At 67.4% G+C, this 17618-nt stretch carries 17 protein-coding genes; 1 reads left to right on the forward strand and 16 read right to left on the reverse strand.

Translation table 11 applies throughout. The features are described from left to right. The first annotated feature begins 33 nt into the window (after positions 1–33). Complete coding sequence (locus tag I6B53_RS06160) at positions 34–1908, forward strand: AMP-binding protein (RefSeq protein ID WP_216763376.1); 1875 nt, start codon at positions 34–36, stop codon at positions 1906–1908. 11 nt (positions 1909–1919) lie between these two features. Here I6B53_RS06160 and I6B53_RS06165 read toward each other — a convergent pair whose 3' ends face one another. From I6B53_RS06165 to I6B53_RS06240, 16 genes are all read right to left on the reverse strand, one after another. Next, positions 1920–2345: a metal-sulfur cluster assembly factor gene (locus tag I6B53_RS06165; RefSeq protein ID WP_216763378.1), complete on the reverse strand. Its 426-nt coding sequence runs from the start codon at positions 2343–2345 to the stop codon at positions 1920–1922. Further along, positions 2342–2809 carry a Fe-S cluster assembly sulfur transfer protein SufU gene (gene sufU, locus I6B53_RS06170; RefSeq protein WP_216763380.1) on the reverse strand — a complete coding sequence of 156 codons (468 nt, stop codon included), beginning with the start codon at positions 2807–2809 and terminating at the stop codon, positions 2342–2344. The genes I6B53_RS06165 and sufU overlap by 4 nt, the downstream gene beginning before the upstream one ends. After that, positions 2809–4062, reverse strand: a complete 1254-nt coding sequence (locus tag I6B53_RS06175; protein WP_216765373.1) for a SufS family cysteine desulfurase — start codon at positions 4060–4062, stop codon at positions 2809–2811. Before I6B53_RS06175 ends, sufU begins: the two co-directional genes overlap by 1 nt. A 52-nt stretch (positions 4063–4114) precedes the next feature. Next, complete coding sequence (gene sufC, locus I6B53_RS06180; RefSeq protein ID WP_216763382.1) at positions 4115–4867, reverse strand: Fe-S cluster assembly ATPase SufC; 753 nt, start codon at positions 4865–4867, stop codon at positions 4115–4117. A gap of 35 nt (positions 4868–4902) precedes the next feature. Next, entirely contained in the window at positions 4903–6090 is a 1188-nt protein-coding gene (sufD, locus tag I6B53_RS06185; RefSeq protein WP_216763383.1) for a Fe-S cluster assembly protein SufD, read from the reverse strand. Continuing rightward, on the reverse strand, positions 6090–7538 hold the full coding sequence (gene sufB / locus I6B53_RS06190) for a Fe-S cluster assembly protein SufB (protein WP_301554128.1): 1449 nt from the start codon (positions 7536–7538) through the stop codon (positions 6090–6092). The genes sufD and sufB overlap by 1 nt, the downstream gene beginning before the upstream one ends. Positions 7539–7600: 62 nt before the next feature. Beyond that, complete coding sequence (locus I6B53_RS06195) at positions 7601–8299, reverse strand: metalloregulator ArsR/SmtB family transcription factor (RefSeq protein WP_216763384.1); 699 nt, start codon at positions 8297–8299, stop codon at positions 7601–7603. Positions 8300–8428: 129 nt separating this feature from the next. Then, positions 8429–9043 carry an NUDIX hydrolase gene (locus I6B53_RS06200; protein WP_253953791.1) on the reverse strand — a complete coding sequence of 205 codons (615 nt, stop codon included), beginning with the start codon at positions 9041–9043 and terminating at the stop codon, positions 8429–8431. Positions 9044–9128: 85 nt separating this feature from the next. Further along, positions 9129–10046: a copper transporter gene (locus I6B53_RS06205; protein ID WP_216763386.1), complete on the reverse strand. Its 918-nt coding sequence runs from the start codon at positions 10044–10046 to the stop codon at positions 9129–9131. A 14-nt stretch (positions 10047–10060) separates the two neighbouring features. Further along, positions 10061–11242 (reverse strand): putative cytokinetic ring protein SteA, encoded by a 1182-nt coding sequence (steA, locus tag I6B53_RS06210; RefSeq protein ID WP_216763387.1) that lies wholly within the window; start codon positions 11240–11242, stop codon positions 10061–10063. Further along, positions 11239–12909, reverse strand: a complete 1671-nt coding sequence (gene recN, locus I6B53_RS06215; RefSeq protein WP_216763388.1) for a DNA repair protein RecN — start codon at positions 12907–12909, stop codon at positions 11239–11241. The genes steA and recN overlap by 4 nt, the downstream gene beginning before the upstream one ends. Beyond that, complete coding sequence (locus tag I6B53_RS06220) at positions 12906–13751, reverse strand: NAD kinase (RefSeq protein WP_216763389.1); 846 nt, start codon at positions 13749–13751, stop codon at positions 12906–12908. Before I6B53_RS06220 ends, recN begins: the two co-directional genes overlap by 4 nt. Before the next feature lie 6 nt (positions 13752–13757). After that, a complete protein-coding gene (locus I6B53_RS06225) occupies positions 13758–14585 on the reverse strand; it encodes a TlyA family RNA methyltransferase (RefSeq protein ID WP_216763391.1) in 828 nt (275 codons plus the stop codon). Between the two features lies 1 nt (position 14586). Continuing rightward, a complete protein-coding gene (locus I6B53_RS06230) occupies positions 14587–14754 on the reverse strand; it encodes a hypothetical protein (RefSeq protein WP_216763392.1) in 168 nt (55 codons plus the stop codon). After that, entirely contained in the window at positions 14751–16751 is a 2001-nt protein-coding gene (locus I6B53_RS06235) for an HAD-IIA family hydrolase (protein ID WP_253953792.1), read from the reverse strand. The genes I6B53_RS06230 and I6B53_RS06235 overlap by 4 nt, the downstream gene beginning before the upstream one ends. Then, a complete protein-coding gene (locus I6B53_RS06240) occupies positions 16748–17602 on the reverse strand; it encodes a hypothetical protein (RefSeq protein WP_216763394.1) in 855 nt (284 codons plus the stop codon). Before I6B53_RS06240 ends, I6B53_RS06235 begins: the two co-directional genes overlap by 4 nt. Positions 17603–17618: the final 16 nt, after the last annotated feature.

A 17618-nucleotide genomic window follows, 5' to 3' on the forward strand; every position in this document is an offset into this window, starting at 1 on the left:
ATGCGCCGTCCGGCGCCGTGACAGGAGGTTGTGATGGTCTCGAAACTGGTCGAGCAGAGCCGTGAACTCTACGACCCGGGGTGTCCTTTCGACGTGCCCGTGCCCACAGGGTCGCTGTACGAGTTGCTGGAGACCACGGCCTCCTTCTATCCGGATCGCGTGGCGCTGGACTACTTCGGCCATGAGGCCACCTACGCCCAGGTGCACGACCAGGTTCTGCGGGCCGCCCAGGTGTTGCATTCGGCCGGCGTCGGCAAAGGGGACGTGGTGGCGATCTCCCTGCCGAACTGCCCGCAGGCCTTCGCCGTCTTCCACGCGTGCATGCGCATCGGGGCGGTTGCCGCGCAGCACAATCCCTTGGCTCCCGCCGCCGAGGTCCATGGACAGTTGGGGCGCCACCACGGCCAGGTGGCGGTCGTGTGGGAGAAGTGCGTGGACAACTTCCCCACCGACGGGTCGACGGCCCTGCGCACCGTCTTCACCGTGGACATCAGCGCACACATGCCCGCCGGCCAGCGTTTCCTCCTGGCTCTGCCCGTGGCACGCGCCCGCGCGACCCGGGACAGGATGAGGGCCGCGCGGCCCTCGCGCGCCCGCTCCTGGGATGCGGAGGTGGCTCGCGCCCGTCGACTTCCGACCGAGTTCCCGCATCCTGGTGGGGATGACCGCGCCGTCATCTTGCACACCGGCGGTACGAACGGGGTGCCGAAATCCGTGCCGCTGACCCACAGAAACATCGGCGCGAATGTCAACCAGTGCATCTTCTGGGTGTGGAAGTTGCACGAGGGCGCTGAGGTCTTCTGGTCGTTGCTGCCCTACTTCCACGCCTTCGGCCTCACCTTCTTCCTGTGTGCTGCGGTGCGGAAGGCCGCCACCCAAGTGTTGTTGCCTTCCTTCGACGTGGATCTGGCCCTTGAGTCCCACCGCAGACGCCCGGTGACCTTCTTCGTCGGCGTGCCGCCCATGTTCGAACGCATCGAGAAGCGGGCATCCGAGACGGGCACGTCCCTGCGTTCAATTCGTTTCGGCGTTGCCGGCGCGATGCCCTTGTCGACGGCCTCTGCTGCGCGTTGGGAGAAGGCGACGGGCGGCATGATCGTCGAAGGATACGGATTGTCGGAGACCTCGCCTGTGCTGATGGGCGCTCCCCTGTCGGAAAAACGCCACCATGGGGTGTTGGGAGTTCCCTTCGCCAACACCGACCTGCGTCTGGCGGACCTGGATGATCCTTCGATCGACGTCGAGGAGGGCCAGCCCGGCGAGATCCTTGTCAAGGGGCCGCAGGTCTTCGAAGGTTACCTCGACGCACCCGAGGAGACCGCACGGGTCTTCACCGAGGACGGGTGGTTCCGCACGGGCGACATCGGCGTGTGCGAGGGCGGTTACATTCGCATGGCGGACAGGAAGAAGGAACTCATCCTCTCCGGCGGATTCAACGTCTACCCCAGCCAGGTCGAGGCGGCGATCCGCACGATGCCGGGTGTCAAGGATGTGGCCGTGGTCGGCCTGCCCTCGGGCGATGCCCGCGAGGACGTCGTCGCGGCGCTGCTCCTCGAGGAGGACGCACCGACCATCACGATTGAGCAAGTGCGCGCCTGGGCCGAGAAACGCATCTCCCACTACGCGCTGCCGCGCCACATCGCCTTCCTCACGGACCTGCCCCGAAATCCTTTGGGCAAGGTCATGCGGCGCCGCGTCAAGGAGCAGCTGCTGGACCCGGCCTCGAAGCTGCTCGAGCAGGCGGGTCAGGCGGTCGGCGGGGCGGTTTCCCAAGCGGGTCAGGCAGTGAGCGGCGCAGTGTCCCAGGCTCAGGAGATCGTCCAGGAGCATCTGCCCCAGACACGCCCCTCGGCCCTTGGTGAGGACGAGGACGGGCAGGATGCGACCCGAGACGAACGCATTGACTGACCGGGGCGACCTCAGACGTTGAAGCCGATGGCCCGCAACTGGTCACGCCCGTCCGGAGTGATGCGGTCAGGGCCCCACGGCGGCATCCACACCCAGTTGATGGCGACCTCCGGCGACAAGGTGGTGAGCACGACCTTTGCCTGTCGTTCGATGACGTCGGTCAGCGGGCACGCCGCCGACGTCAACGTCATGTCGAGGAGGATCGCATCGTCGTCGTGCACGGTCACGCCGTAGACCAGGCCAAGGTCGACGATGTTGATGCCCAGCTCCGGGTCGATGACGTCCTTGAGGGCTTCCAGGACGTCATCACCGCTGATGGAGCCGCGTTCGAGCACGTCGGTGCCGTCGATGTCGCGCACCTCGGTATTCGTGCTCGGCTGCGGGACGGGAGCAAATCGCTGCTCGACCGGTTCACTCTGGGCCATCGGGTTGCTCACCGGGTTCCTCCTTGGATGTCGGTGCCGAGTTTCGTCATGGCGTCCCGCAGGGCGTACCACCCGAGCAGAGCGCACTTCACACGATTCGCGAATTGTGAGCTGCCCTCCAGAGCAGCAGCGTCCTCAAGGGTGTCGAGGACGTCGTCGGGCACACCCTGTCCACGCGAATGCATCATGGTCTCCATGGCCTGGAAGAGGCTCCGCACTTCTTCGGGCGACTTGCCGTCGACCAAGTCGGAGAGCATCGACAGAGACGCCTGCGAGATGGAGCACCCCTCCCCGTCCCACGCCAAGCGCTGGATGCGGCCGTCGCCCGCAAGAGTCACACCCAGGGTGACCTCGTCACCGCAGGTGGGGTTGACCTGGTGGGAGGTCGCAGCCAGGCCGTCGACAGGTCCGCACCCGTGACGTTCCTTCGAATGGTCGAGGATGACTTGCTGGTAGAGCTGGTCGAGGCTGGACATCACTTCCCCTTGAAGTAGCGGCGGACGCTGGACACGCCCTCGACGAAACGGTCGATCTCCGTGTCCGTCGACGTCGGGGCAATGGAGGCGCGACTGGAGGAGCGCACACCGAAGAACGAGTGCAGGGGGATGGCGCAGTGGTGGCCGACCCGCACGGCCACGTCGAGGGAGTCGAGGAACTGCCCCACGTCATGCGGGTGGACACCGTCCACCGCGAAGGCGACGACCCCGATCCGATCCCCCGCATCCGCCGGTCCGAGGATCCGCACCCCGTCGATGTCGCCAAGGCCGTCGAGCATCCGGCAGGTCAGAGCATGTTCATGTGCGGCGACCCGCGTCATGTCCAGGCCCTTGAGGTAGTCCAGGGCGACCCGCCATCCGGCGATCTGGGCCACCGGCTGGGAGCCGGCCTCGAAACGCTCAGGAGGCGCCATGTACTCGGCGCCGTCCATCGTCACCCAGGAGATCATCGACCCGCCGGTGAGCACCGGCGGCATCGCTTCGAGGAGTTCGCGTCTGCCCCACAGCGCTCCCACCCCAGTGGGCCCGAGCATCTTGTGTGAGGAGAACACCGCGAAATCGACCCCTAGGGCTGCAACATCCACCGGAATGTGGGCCGAGGACTGGCACGTGTCCAGCAGGACCAGGGCGCCGACTGCCCGCGCCGCAGCAACGATCTGCGCCACCGGCGACACCGCGCCGGTGACATTCGAGACGTGCGTGAAGGCGACGAACTTCGTTCGAGCGTCCACGACGGACAGGGTCTCCAAGTCGAGGCGGCCCTCCGCGGTCAGGTCGATCCATGCGAGCTGAGCGCCCGTACGGGCGCAGAGCTCCTGCCACGGCACGAGATTCGCGTGGTGCTCCGCCCTCGTCACGACGATCCGGTCCCCGGGACCCACGGAAAGGCGCCGGGAGGCCCGCCCCCCACACCCCAGGCTCGCGTGTCCGATAGCCAGGGCCACGAGGTTCACCGCCTCCGTGGCATTCTTCGTCCACACGATCTCATCCGGGCGTCCCCCGACGAAGGACGCCAGATCGGCCCGCCCGTCCTCGAAGACCAAGGTCGCCTCGTCGCCAAGCAGGTGAGTGCCCCTGTGGACCGCCGCGTTGGAGCGCCGGTAGAACTCGGCTTCGGCCTCGATGACCTGCGTGGGCTTCTGGGAGGTGGCGGAGGCGTCGAGGTATGCGATGGTCCGCCCGCCCCGCCCCGTTCGGGACAGGATGGGGAAGTCCTCACGAATGGCGCGCATCTCCGCCTCCGTGAAGGGGGAGGCGCCCTCGGACGCTGCCGTCACCACCGACTCACCTGACCAGGTACGAGTCGTAACCGTTCTCCTCCAGCTGATCTGCCAGCTCGGGTCCCCCCTGGGCGGCCACTCGGCCGTCGACGAAGACGTGGACGTGGCTGGGGTGGATGTAGCGGAGGATGCGTGTGTAGTGGGTGATGAGCATGACTCCGCACCCGGTGTCGGCGTGGACACGGTTGACTCCCTCGGAGACGACGCGCAGGGCATCGACGTCCAGACCGGAGTCGGTTTCATCGAGGATCGCGAAGGAGGGCCTGAGCAGCTCCATCTGGAGGATCTCCAGGCGCTTCTTCTCGCCACCCGAAAAGCCCACGTTCACGTCACGGTCGGCGAATCCCGGATCCATGCGCAGGTCGTCCATGGCGCCCTTGACGTCCTTGACCCACTGGCGGATGGCCGGAGCCTTGCCGTCCACGGCAGTCTTCGCCGTGCGCAGGAAGTTCGACACGGACACTCCCGCGACCTCCACCGGGTACTGCATGGCCAGGAAGAGTCCCGCACGGGCGCGCTCGTCGACGCCCATCTCGGTGATGAGCTGGTCGTCCAGCCACGCCTGGCCGGAAGTGATCTCATAGGCGGGGTGCCCGGCCAAGGCGTAGGCCAAGGTCGACTTTCCCGAACCGTTGGGACCCATGATCGCGTGGATCTCACCGGAGTTGATGGTCAGGTCGACGCCTTTGAGGATTTCCTTGGGGCCATCGGCGGTCTCGACGGTGACGTGCAGGTCCTTGATGGTCAGGGTTGACATGGTGTGCCTCCTCGGCGGTTGGTCTGTGGGGGCGCTCACTGGGCGCTGCGCGCCAGTTCGGCCTCGATGGCTGCCATGAGGTGTTCCTGCACTGCGGGCACACCGATCTGGTCGATGAGTTCGGCGAAGAATCCGCGCACGACGAGGCGACGCGCCTCGACCTCGGGGATTCCTCGGCTCATGAGGTAGAAGAGCTGCTCGTCGTCGAAGCGCCCTGTGGCCGAAGCGTGGCCGGCTCCTTCGATCTCGCCGTTCTCGATCTCCAGGTTCGGCACCGAGTCGGCCTTGGCGCCCTCGGTGAGGACGAGGTTGCGGTTGAGTTCGTAGGTGTCGGTACCGTCGGCGACCTCGCGGATGAGGCAGTCGCCGATCCACACCGAGTGCGCATCCTTTCCCTGCAGGGCGCCTTTGTATGTGACCCGCGAGTAGCACTTGGGCTGCGAGTGGTCGACGAAGACCCGGTGTTCGAGGTGCTGACCGGCGTCAACGAAGTACAGGCCGAGCATCTCCAGATTGCCGCCCGGGCCACGGAAGTCCGTCTCGGCGTTGACACGTACCAGGTCTCCGCCGAGGGTGACGACAATGTGGCGGACCTGCGCGTCCCTTCCGATGGCCACACGGTGCGAGGCCGTGTGGATGGTGGTGTCATCCCACTCGTGCACGGCCACGACGCTCAGGTGGCAGCCGTCCCCGGCCTCAACCTCGATCCCTTGGGCGAGCGCGGCGCCGGCTCCACCGCTGTGGGTGAGGATGACGGTGGCCTCGCAGAGTTCACCTGCGCGGATGACGACGTTCTGGGCGCGTGTGCCCTCCAGTGCGGACACGTCCAGGAGGACCGGGGAGTCGAGCACTGCCTGAGCGGCGATGGTGACCACGGTGGCGCTCTCGAAACGGTCCCAGGCCACCGCGGCGGCACGGTCGGTGGGAGCCAGGACGGTGCCCAGCGCCTCGTCTCCGCGCTCGACCACGTGGACACTCACTCCGTCGGGCAGCTGGCGGAGCGCGAGGGGGGCGTCGCCCTCGTCGAAGTCCTCGGGGTGCAGGAGTCTTTCGATCCTGCGCATGGGGGTGAATCGCCAGTCCTCCTCACGGCCCGTGGGGAAGGGGAATGCGTCGAGGTCGAAACTTGCCAGGCGGTCGGCGCGGGTCACGCGCGAGGGGGCAAGACCGTGGGAGTGCGGGCGTGCGGCGGTGGCCGCGACGGTTCCTTCGGAGGTGGTCATCAGCCGACGGATCCTTCCATCTGCAGTTCGATGAGGCGGTTGAGTTCGAGGGCGTACTCCATGGGAAGTTCCTTGGCGATCGGCTCGACGAAGCCGCGCACGATCATCGCCATGGCTTCGGCCTCGTCCAGGCCGCGGCTCATGAGGTAGAAGAGTTGGTCCTCGGAGACCTTGGTGACGGTGGCCTCGTGGCCCATCTCCACGTCGTCGGTGCGAACGTCCACGTACGGGTACGTGTCCGTGCGGGAGACCTTGTCCACCAGCAGCGCGTCACACAACACATTCGACTTGGAGTGACGGGCGCGGGCATTGACCTGCACGAGGCCGCGGTAGGAGGTGCGTCCACCTCCGCGGGAGACCGACTTGGAGGTGATGGACGAGGACGTGTGCGGCGCCATGTGGACCATCTTGGCGCCCGTGTCCTGGTGCTGGCCGGGGCCTGCGAAGCCGATGGAGAGGGTCTCTCCGCGGGCGTGTTCACCCATGAGGAAGCACGCGGGGTACTTCATGGTGATGGCGGCGCCCATGTTTCCGTCGACCCATTCCATGGTGCCGCCTTCTTCGACGATGGCCCGCTGGGTGACGAGGTTGAGGACGTTCGTCGACCAGTTCTGGATGGTCGTGTAGCGCACACGGGCACCCTTCTTGACGAAGATCTCGATGACACCGGAGTGCAGGGAGTTCTCGTCGTAGATCGGGGCGGTGCAACCTTCGACGTAGTGCACGTAGGAGCCTTCGTCGGCGATGATGAGCGTGCGCTCGAACTGGCCGAGGGCTTCGGTGTTGATGCGGAAGTAGGCCTGCAAGGGGATGGTCACGTGCACGCCCGGCGGCACGTACACGAAGGACCCGCCGGACCAGGCGGCGGTGTTCAGGGCGGCGAACTTGTTGTCTCCGGCGGGTACGGCCTTGCCGAAGTACTCCTCGAAGAACTCGGGGTGGTCCCTCAGGCCCGTGTCCGTGTCGACGAAGATGACGCCTTGGCGCTCCAGGTCCTCCTGGATCTGGTGGTAGACGACCTCCGACTCGTACTGGGCGGCCACGCCGGCCACCAGGCGCTTCTTCTCGGCTTCGGGGATGCCCAGACGGTCGTAGGTGACCCGAATGTCCTCGGGCAGGTCCTCCCAGGCCTGGACCTGACGGTCCATGGGGCTGACGTAGTACTTGAAGTCGTCGAAGTCGATGGAGGACAGGTCCGGTCCCCACATGGGCATCGGCTTGCGGTCGAAGATCTCAAGGGCCTTCAATCGTTTGGAGAGCATCCATTCGGACTCGGACTTGCGCTGGGAGATCTCACGGACCACGTCCGCGTCGATGCCGTAGCGGGCCCCACGCGAGTAGTCGTCATTGTCACGCCACCCGTACTCGTAGCCGCCGATCGAGTCGATGATCTCGTCGTCGGTCATCTGCTGCCCCGTTCCCGGCGCAGCAGTCGATGACTGGGTCATGGTTGTCCTCTTCGCTTTCTCTTTCCGTGCAAATCGCACCCCTGGGGCCAGGAGACACGGGGTCAGTGGCGCGCCTTGGGCCTCGTCGAGGGGCGCACGACGGGGGGTGCCACCGGAATGTGCGTGGTGCACACGTGTTCGCCTCCCGCCAAGGTGGCCAGGCGCTGGACGTGGACGTCCAGCAGGCGCGCGAATGCTTGGGTCTCAGCGTCGCACAGCTGCGGGAAGTCGCCGGCGACCTGTTGGATCGGGCAGTGGCCCTGGCACAGCTGGATCGCGAATCCGCCGCCACCGATGTCACGCACAGTGGCTGCGTACCCGTCCTGGGTCAGAGCGTCCGCCAAGGCCTGCGCACGAAGTTTCGGGTCGGTTCCCGCCTCACGGACCACGGGCGCGTAGCGTCTTTCTATCTCGCGCGAGCGGGCGGCCGCGAAGGAGTCGATGGCGTCTCCCCCACCCACCTGTCCGAGGTAGCCGAGGGCCTTGACGGCCAGCTCCGAGTAACCCTCGTGCAGCTTCTCATGAGCACGGGGGGTGGCCACGTAGTGGCGGGCAGGACGCCCGCGACCGCGCTTTCCCAGTTGGGCGGGTTCCTTCTCGCGGATCTCGCCGGAGTCGAGGAGGATCGTGATGTGTCGGCGCACCGCTGCAGTGGTCAGTCCGAGGACCTTGGCGATGGTCGACGCAGTCACCGGCGCCTTCTCGACAATGAGGTCGAGGACCTGTTCGCGAGTGCACGCATCGGTGTGCTCTGCCGCCATCGCCTCTCCCCTGGTCGCCCTTCCAACTGGTCGAGAACAGTGTACGACGTTTTTGCCCTTGACTTGTTGCGAAAATCCGACAGGTGGCGGGACACACAGCTGCGCCTGAGCCTCACTGCAGGTGGCCGGTCACCGCATCCACGTGGCGTCCACCGCACGCAGGGTCGACCATCCGCCGCAGCGTGCGGCGTGCGCGGCCAGGACTCCAGCAACCGTCGGCCCGTTGTGCACCCGTCCGTCCAGACATGCGGCCACGGCCTCGTCCAGGCTCACCCACTTCCACTGCAGATCCGCCTCTTCGTCCTCGCGTTCGTGGACGAGGCCGGTGGGTGAGAGCTCCCTGGCCAGGAAGATCCGCATCGACTCCGCCGAGCCTCCGGGAGAGGTGAAGACATCGACGAGCAGGTCCCATCGGGCCGCCTGGAGGTCGGTCTCCTCGGCGAGCTCACGCCGGGCTGCGACAAGAGGATCCTCCCCCTCCACGTCCAGCAGGCCAGCGGGGATCTCCCACAGGCGGGCGCGGACGGGGTGACGGTACTGGAGCTCCACGAGGATCTCCTCGGCTCCGGCGTCCCCACGCAGTGCCACGACGGCGACGGCACCCGTGTGTCCCGTGTACTGGCGGGTGACGGGCGCGGCCCCGTCCGTGACCGCCACTTGGTCCTCGATCAGGCTCATGACGCGGCCCGTCCACAGTGTCGTGCTGGAATTGGGCTCGCGGCCCGCTCGCATGTCGGCGATCATCACTGTCTCCATTCGCGTGTCGAGGAGCCGGCGGGCCGCACCCCCGCGTGCGCGCCAAGGACGGTTGGCGGAAAGGTCATGAGACTCACTTGATCTTGGGCATGGCCTCGCTCGCGCCCACCCCGGTGCCGAATGCACGTGCCGCAGGCCCCGCTGTGGGAAGTGCGAGGACGGCCCCCAGCGCCCCCGCGGAGGTGCCCACCGAATCCACCGTGGTCACGGCCGCGCCAAGGGTACGGATCTGGGCGATCATCGAAGCATCCGTGCTGCCATCGCCCAGAACCACTCCTCCCTTGGGGGCAAGAGCCACCGCGGCGGCCGTACCGGTCCATGCGGCGACGGATCGTACCTGGTCGCCGGATTGGGCCTGTGCCACGGCTCCGGTCACCCCGGAGGTGCGCGGGCCGACGACGACGATGGCCGTGGCCTTGCCCTGGGGGTCCTCGTCCAAGGAGATCAGGGGCGAGTCCTTGTCAGTGAGGATCTCCTTGACGACATCCCTTTCGGCGCCGGTGGTGGTCAGGATCTCGACGATCGCGTGTCCGATGACTCCATCAGGTGTGACATCCGCGCCGACGTTCCTGCTCAGGTGGGATTCCAGGGAGGTGGCCAGCGTCTGGCGGAAGCGGGCCTTGGCCTCCGTGTCCCAGTTGTCGGTCAAGGTTACGGCACCCACGACATTGGCTCCGGCGGTCGTGAGATTCTCCCGGACCTTCGCCACGTCCTGTGCGGAGGTTCCCGGCAGCGAGACCAGGGCGACGGGCACGTCCTTGAGGACACCGGGCAGTACTTGGGCGCCCACCGCGTCAACAGCGGAAGCCTCCGTCGAGGCCGTGGTCTTGGCGCGCTCGAGCTCCGCACTGTCGATGACCGGTCCGGCCGCTTCGGGGCGGGCGGCGTCGGCAATGCGGCTCTGCAGTGGGCCGGCTCCCAGGACGACTCCGATCGCCAGGGCCGTGAAGACGGCGATCAGCGAAACCAGGTGGTAGCGGAAATTCACCATGACGAGTTGCTCCCTCAGGTGGTCGGAGTGCCGGGCCACCAGGCCCGGAGGAGGTCGGCGAGGGCAGAAGTTGCCGGGGACAGCAGATCGTGGCCCCACGGGGTGGACCACAGGGCAGCGCCCGTGGCCACCAGGGCCGCCAGGGCAAGGACAACGAAAGCGCCGACCCGCACCCGCGGCCTGTACGTGGCGATGACGGCCGTGGCCGGCACCAGCAGGTCCTGGGCGCTCAAACGAGTGAAGAAGGAAGGGGCCATCGCTCCCCGCCCTCGGTCCAAGTAGTCCTGCAAGGAATGGCTCTCCCCCACGGTGACGATTGCCGTGGGGCGCGAGTGCGCGGCGACCAGGGTCGCGGCGTCCTCGGCGCTGCCGGAGACCTCGATGACGTCATGTGCCAGCCCCATGCGTTCCAGACGCTCCAGACCAGGGGCGACACCGTCCCTGCCGGAGCGCACGATCAGCTGGGCACCGCAGCGAAGGATCTTCTCCGGCACCAGGTCCATGTCACCCACGACGACCGTCGGCTTCAGACCCGCCCGCCGCGCATGGGTGGCCCCACCTTCAACGGCGACCACGACGGGATCGGAGTCCCGGATCCACGGTTTGAGATCCGTGAGTTGGGCGCGGGCCGAGGGCGAGTCGACGACGAGAAGGACGACTCGGTCCTTCACACTCACGGACATCGTGGGAACACCCCGTCCCTCGAAGACGGTGTGCCCGTCCTGGGACAGGTAGTCGTCGATGGAGGCCGCGAAAGAGGCCACCTGGGTGCGGATCATCCGGCTGGAGACCACCTCTGGGCTGTGTTCGGGATCTGCAGCGCCGTCTCCCCTGCTGGCGATCAGAACCCCGCCCGACCAGACCTCGTCGCCTCGGATCTCGACCTCGTCGCCTTCACGCAGACCCATGAGGTCTGCTCCCAGGTCGTCCACCAGCAGGATTCCGGCCTCGTGCAGGATGACCGGCCCGAGGACCGGATGCCGCCCGGTCGAGGACACCGCCGCATTGAGGACGGCAACCGGGCGCGCCTCGACGAGCGCTTCAGCGGCGGCCCGGTCCAGGTCCGGCTGGTCGATGACGGCGATCTCTCCAGGTTCGAGTCGAGTGGCGACCCGGCGGGTCTTCTCGTCGACCCTCACCTTGCCGCGCAGGACCCCGTCCCCGCCCGCATCGGGCTTCGTCTCGTTGGCATTCACCCTGCCGATTGTGGCACGGCCCCTGCCAGCAACTCGGCAGCGTGACGGCGCGCCGCCGGGGAGTCGGGATCCCCACCCATCATTCGCGCGAGTTCGGCGACCCGATGGTTGCCCTCGACGGAACGCACTGTCGTGGTGCCGTCCGCCTTGTCGACGACGAGGTGTGTGTCGGCGAATGCGGCGACCTGCGCCAGGTGCGTGACGACGAGAACCTGTCGTCCTTGGGCAAGCCGTGCCAGGCGCGCTGCCACCTCTGTGGCCACTCGGCCGCCGATGCCGGCGTCCACCTCGTCGAAGACGTAGGTGCGAGCCTGTCCGTCCGAGCCGAGCACCACTTCGATGGCGAGCATCACCCGGGAGAGTTCGCCTCCCGACGCCCCCTGTCCAAGTGGCCTGGCGGGTGCGTTCGGGTGGGGTTGCAGGAGCATCCGGACCTCTTCCAGCCCGTGGGGCGTGGGTTTGGTGGGCTCCAGTTCGACGGTGAAACGGGCGTCCGGCATCGACAGTCCCGCCAATTCGGCATCGATCCGCTGGCAGATCTCGCGTGCGAGGGCCGCCCGAGCCTTGGACAGTTCCGCTCCGATGGCCAGGACACGTCGTTGGTCCTCGGCGAGGCGCTCGCGAAGGGCCGCGGGATCCGATTCGGCTGCGGTGAGGTCGGCAAGTTCTGCCAGCGCCTCCCGGTTCCACGCGAGAAGCTCGGCCACGTCGCCGGCCCGCCCGTCCATGAGCTTGCGCAGTTGGGCGCGGCGCTCCTGAACGTGGCCCAAGCGTTCGGGATCCGCGTCCAGACCTTCCAGGTGGTGCCGCATGTCCTCGGCGGCGGAGTCGAGGTCGAGGACGGCGGAGTTGAGGGCGGAGACCACCTCTTCCAGGGAACGGTCGAATCGAGTGGCTCCACGCAGACCTTCGAGGGCGCGCCTGGCGAGGTCCAGAGCACCGTCGTCGTCCTCGTCTCCGGTCAGTTGCGCGAGTCCTTCGGCCGTGGCGGCACGCAGGTCCTGGATGTTGGTCAGACGCTCGGCCTCATCGCGCAGGTCTTCCTCCTCCCCCTCCTTCGGGTCGAGGGCGGCGATCGCGTCGGTGACTTCCCGCAGGTGTCGCACCCGTTCCTGGCGTGCGTCGGCGTCCTGTTCGAGGGCGTCGAGTCGCCTCTTCGACGCCACGGCGTCGGACCATGCGGCCGCGTAGTCGGCGCGCAGTTCCGAGTGGGCTGCTCCTCCGAATGCGTCCAGCGTCTCGCGTTGGACCTGCGTGGAGGCCAAGCGCAATTGGTCGGACTGTCCGTGGATCGTCACCAGTGAGCCAATGAGGTCTCCCAGGACCGAGGCCGGTACGGCCCTGCCGCCCACATGCGCCCGGGAGCGTCCTTGTCCTTGGACTGTGCGCGAGACGACCACTTCACCGTCCTCGACCACACCGCCGAGGTCCTCCACACGCGCCGCCAGGTCCGCGGTCGCATCCACCACTCCGTCGACACTGGCGCGGCTTGCCCCGCGACGCACCCATCCGGGGTCGGCTCGTCCTCCGAGCAGCAATTTGAGTGAGGTGAGCACCATAGTCTTGCCGGCGCCGGTCTCACCGGTCAGGACAGTCAGGCCCGGGCCGAATTCCAAGGATGCGGATTCGATGACTCCGAGTCCGGATATGTCGATGGAGTGAATCATGACGGGCGCCTCGCGTCCCCGGCCCGCCATCCACGCACCGGAAGGTGGAACTTGTGCACCAGTCGAGTGGAGAAGGGGGTCTCGTCCAGTCGGACCAGGTGCGCCGGGTGGGTCCCGACGGTCGCGACGACTCGCGAACCGGCGGGCGTCCTGGTCGCCCGAAGGCCGTCGCACCACACTTCGGGCGCCACCCACGTGTCCTCCAGGACCTCGACCTCGATGCGGGAGGAGGGTCCGACCACGAGGGGGCGGGTGAACAGGCCATGCGCTGCCAGGGGGGCGATGAGCACGGCTTCCGTGTCCGGCCAGACCACGGGTCCCCCGGCACTGAAGGAGTACGCGGTCGAACCTGTCGGAGTCGCCAGGATCATTCCGTCGGCGCCATAGGTCGACACCGCCTGTCCGTCGATGCCCAGCAGCATGTGGACGGGGTGGGCCACATCAGTGTGGATGAGCACTGCTTCGTTGAGGGCCCAGTCGTGGACCACCGAGCCGTCGGGAAGGTGGATGTCCACGTCCAGGGTCATGCGTTCGTCGACGGTGAACTCGCCCTTGGCGATCCGACGCGCAATGTCGGGGATGCCGTTGTCCGGGTCTTCGGCCAGGAATCCCATGTGACCGAGATTCACGCCGAGGACGGGAGCGGCCGAGCGTCTCGCAAGTGCCACGGCGGCAAGCATCGTCCCGTCACCACCCAGGGCGAGGACGACGTCGATGGTGGAGTCGTGTGTCTGGTCGACGACTCTCACGCCACACGCTTCGAGTTCGCGTCGAGCGATGAGTGCCGGCTCGTGGGTGTCAGGACGCTTCTCGTGTCGAACAAGCATGACCGTTCGTGTCATGCGCACTCACATCCCTTCTCCGGCGGGACCGCGCTCGACGGCGTCGAGGATGCGGCTGTGCAGGTCGGTGTCGATGATGGCGCGCGGATGGTCCGCCCGCATGTGGAGGAAGTATTCGACATTGCCGGCGGGACCGGGAAGCGGCGAAGCTTCCACGGCGGCGATCGCCAGTCCCAGGTCCATGGCGCGCCGCGCGACGACCTCAACGGTCTCCACGTGCTGTGCCGGGTCGCGGACCACTCCCCCGTGGCCCAGCCGCTCCTTGCCGATCTCGAACTGGGGTTTGACCATGAGGAGGAAGTCGGCCTGCGGCGCGGCCACTGCGACCAGGGCCGGCAGGACCAATGTCAAGGAGATGAACGAGAGATCTCCGACGACCAATTCGGGTGGAGGTTCGATGTCCCCCGCGCGCAGGGTGCGCACATTGGTCCGGTCACGCACTTCGACCCTCGGGTCGCTCTGCAGCCGCCACGCCAACTGGCCGTAGCCGACATCCGCAGCAACGACATGGGCGGCGCCCCTTCGCAGGAGCACATCGGTGAAACCTCCGGTTGACGCGCCCGCGTCCAGGCAGCGACGCCCACACACCTCGGGGGCGGATTCGCCCAAGGCGTCCAGGGCTCCGGCAAGCTTGTGGGCGCCACGAGAAACGTAGTCGACCTGGTCTGCCTCGCGCAGGACGATGGCTTGGGCGGGGTCCATCTGGCGTGCGGGTTTGAGCACCTGTTCACCGTCGAGGAGCACCCGCCCGGAGGAGACGAGCTCCTGCGCGTGGGTGCGCGATCGTGCAAGGCCGCGCCTGACCAGTTCGGAGTCGATTCGTCGGAGTCTCACGTCAGTTCTCCGGCGTGACCAAACACGCCCGGAGGTTCTCCTCCAAGTGGGCGAGAATGCGCAGCTGAGCTTCGACGTCCAGGTCCTCGATTCCCATGAGCGCGGCCTCGACGTCCGGCGGAGCCACGACCCCGTTGGACGTCGAGGCGCCGGGCACAGGTGCGCTCACTTGGTGGCCTTCGAGGACTCACCGGCGCCGTCGTGTCCGTCGGAGTCCTGATCCTCGGCTGCCTCGTCCGAGGGTGCCGATGCGTCGTCTTCGGCCAGATCCTCGGTCGACCGCAGGAGCTCCTCAAGATCTTCTTCTCCGGGCAGGAAGGTCACGACCTCGTCGCCGGCATCGGGCAGTGCATCGGCCTCGGCGAACAGCTCCTCGACAGGGCTCTGCGCCGTCTCGTCCTGCGAGGGCTCTTCGACGGGTTCGGGAGCTTCGACGATCCCCGCAGGATCGTCGTTGTCGACGACGCGCACCTGGGGGCAGCGCACGTCGACGCCTTCGCCGCCTGCCTCCCAGGAGGCGGCTGCCAAGGCCCGATAGGAGTCGAGGGTGACGGTCACACCCTCTTGCCCGGCCACGTCGAAGAGGTCCACGTCATCCAGGGTCAGTGTCCCGTCACGCAGCACGCGGGCGACTTGGGAGAGCCCGCAGGTCCATGTGCCGTCCTTGTGGTGTTTGGGCCGAGGATGCTCCTGGACGAGGCCGCGCATGTCCAGGGCCAGGTAGGTGGGCCGCTGTCCGCGCGGGGCGAGGATGATGTCCCGGGCTCCGTGGACGCCGGTCAGCACGTGCAGAGCCGGGATTCCGGCGGCCACGGCTCCCTTGATGTCGGTTTCGAGGCGATCGCCCACCGCCAGCGGGTTCGTGCCGTGGACCAGTGCGGCGCCGCGCAGGTAGATTCCCGGCTCCGGCTTCCCGGCGGCAATGGGGCGCACCCCTGTGGCGTGCTGGAGCGCACGCACCAAGGCGCCGTTGCCGAGCGCCTGTCCACGTTCGACAGGCAGGGAGGCATCAAGGTTCGTCGCGAAGAATGTGGCACCGCGTTCGATGGCGAAGGCTGCCTCGTTCAGACGCTCCCAGGTCAATGTCTTGTCCAGCCCCTGCACGACGGCAGCCGGTTCGTCGTCGGCGGAGTCCACCAGGACGTAGCCTGCCTCCTTCACGGGCGTGGAGAGTCCGTCGGAGCCGATGACCAGGACCTTCGCACCCTCCTCCAGGTGCTCGGCCATGAGAGCCAGGACGTCCATGGACGATGTCATGACCATTCCGGGTTCGGCCGGGTGTCCCAGTTCCGCCAGGTGTGCGGCAACGTCAGTAGCCGTGCGTGAGGCGTTGTTGGTGACGAAGGCGGTCTTCATTCCGGCTTCGCGCGCGGCGACGACTCCTTCGGCGGCGTGGTCGATCGGCTCGGATCCGGCGTAGGCGGTACCGTCCAGGTCGATGAGTGCGCAGTCGTAGGTGGCGGCCAGGGTGGTGTCCTCGCAGCCCTTGAGGTCAGATCCCTTGCGGTCGACGTCAGCGTCCGCGAAGAGAGCGACATCGACGATCTCGGTGATCTCTTCTTCTTCCGGCATGTCGGCTTCGACCTCGTCCGCCTCTGCGTCTCGACCGAGTTCGCGCAGTCGGTCTGCTTTGACCGACATGAGGCGACGGATGAGTTCGGTGTCGACGTCCTCGGGCAGCGCGGCCAAGGCGTCGTCGACGAGGACGAGGCCCACTTCGCTGAGTCCAAGGTCAGCGCGTGCGCCGGAGGAGACGAGGACGAGCTCCACCTGTTCGGAAAGCTCCATGCCTCGGGTCTCAGTTGCGTCGATGATTTCCACGGCCTTCTCGGGGCGGCCGAGGGCTCGTTCGATGTCGGCCTCGACGGCGCGCAGGGAGTCGTCGCCTCGCATGCGGCGCACGGCGCGCACCTCACGCAGCGCTTCCTCGTATCGGCCGGAGGCGTAGGCGGTCAGGGCCGCTGCTTCGCGGACGGAGTCGATCCGGCCGGCTCGCGCGGCCGCTGCGGTCGCGTGGCGGTGGGCCAGCTCGGCGTCGAGGTCGATGAGCTGGCCGGCCATGACCAAGTGGCGTGCCACGATGTCACGGTTCGGACCTGAGAGGCTGTCAAGAGTGCGCAGAGCGTCGGCATCGAGCTCGTCGGCCGAGACGCCGGCAGGGATCATCGGCTCGTCGGCATTCGGCGAGTCGTAGGCCTCGGTACTGGTCCACGGCTTCTCGGTGGTCTGCCCCGAACGGGGCCCACGCTCCTCCCGTTTTGGTCCACGCGAGTCGCGGTCGAAACGATGGGGTCCACCTTGGCCCCGGTCCTGGTGGTCGCGCCTGGGGCTGCGGTCATCCCGCTCGAAACGACGGGGCCCGCGGTCATCGCGATCAAAACGACGCGGGCCACGGTCCCCACGATCCTGGAAGTCCCGACGCGGCCCACGATCATCCCGCTCGAAACGGTGAGGCCCACGATCATCACGATCAAAACGACGCGGGCCACGGTCCCCACGATCCTGGAAGTCCCGACGCGGCCCACGATCATCCCGCTCGAAACGACGGGGGCCACGATCGTCCCGATCGAAACGGCGCTCCTGACGCTCTCCACGATCCTGGAAGTCGCGCCTGGGGCCGCGGTCATCACGCTCGAAACGACGGGGGCCACGATCGTCCCGATCAAAACGACGGGGGCCACGGTCCCCACGATCCTGGAAGTCCCGACGCGGCCCACGATCATCCCGCTCGAAACGACGGGGGCCACGATCGTCCCGATCGAAACGGCGCTCCTGACGCTCTCCACGATCCTGGAAGTCCCGACGCCGTCCACGATCATCCCGCTCGAAACGACGCGCTCCGCCCTCGCCACGGTCATGGAAGTCACGCCTGGGCCCACGATCGTCCCGGTCGAAACGGCGCTCCTGACGCTCTCCACGATCCTGGAAGTCGCGACGCCGTCCACGGTCATCCCGGTCGAAGCGACGCTCTCCGCGATCCCCCGGTCCGGAGTCGGGCCACGAGCGATCAGTCGCATCTCGCCACTGTCGGCG

Origin of the sequence: Schaalia sp. 19OD2882, from assembly GCF_018986735.1 — a bacterium.
Lineage (GTDB): Bacteria > Actinomycetota > Actinomycetes > Actinomycetales > Actinomycetaceae > Pauljensenia.

Coding starts and splice junctions, on each gene's coding strand:
- I6B53_RS06160 (WP_216763376.1), top strand. CDS start 34: ATGGTCTCGAAACTGGTCGAGCAGAGCCGTGAACTCTACGACCCGGGG.
- sufU (WP_216763380.1), bottom strand. CDS start 2,809: ATGTCCAGCCTCGACCAGCTCTACCAGCAAGTCATCCTCGACCATTCG.
- I6B53_RS06175 (WP_216765373.1), bottom strand. CDS start 4,062: ATGCGCGCCATTCGTGAGGACTTCCCCATCCTGTCCCGAACGGGGCGG.
- sufC (WP_216763382.1), bottom strand. CDS start 4,867: ATGTCAACCCTGACCATCAAGGACCTGCACGTCACCGTCGAGACCGCC.
- sufD (WP_216763383.1), bottom strand. CDS start 6,090: ATGACCACCTCCGAAGGAACCGTCGCGGCCACCGCCGCACGCCCGCAC.
- sufB (WP_301554128.1), bottom strand. CDS start 7,538: ATGACCCAGTCATCGACTGCTGCGCCGGGAACGGGGCAGCAGATGACC.
- I6B53_RS06195 (WP_216763384.1), bottom strand. CDS start 8,299: ATGGCGGCAGAGCACACCGATGCGTGCACTCGCGAACAGGTCCTCGAC.
- I6B53_RS06200 (WP_253953791.1), bottom strand. CDS start 9,043: ATGATCGCCGACATGCGAGCGGGCCGCGAGCCCAATTCCAGCACGACA.
- I6B53_RS06205 (WP_216763386.1), bottom strand. CDS start 10,046: ATGGTGAATTTCCGCTACCACCTGGTTTCGCTGATCGCCGTCTTCACG.
- recN (WP_216763388.1), bottom strand. CDS start 12,909: ATGATTCACTCCATCGACATATCCGGACTCGGAGTCATCGAATCCGCA.
- I6B53_RS06220 (WP_216763389.1), bottom strand. CDS start 13,751: ATGACACGAACGGTCATGCTTGTTCGACACGAGAAGCGTCCTGACACC.
- I6B53_RS06235 (WP_253953792.1), bottom strand. CDS start 16,751: ATGATCCCTGCCGGCGTCTCGGCCGACGAGCTCGATGCCGACGCTCTG.
- I6B53_RS06240 (WP_216763394.1), bottom strand. CDS start 17,602: ATGCGACTGATCGCTCGTGGCCCGACTCCGGACCGGGGGATCGCGGAG.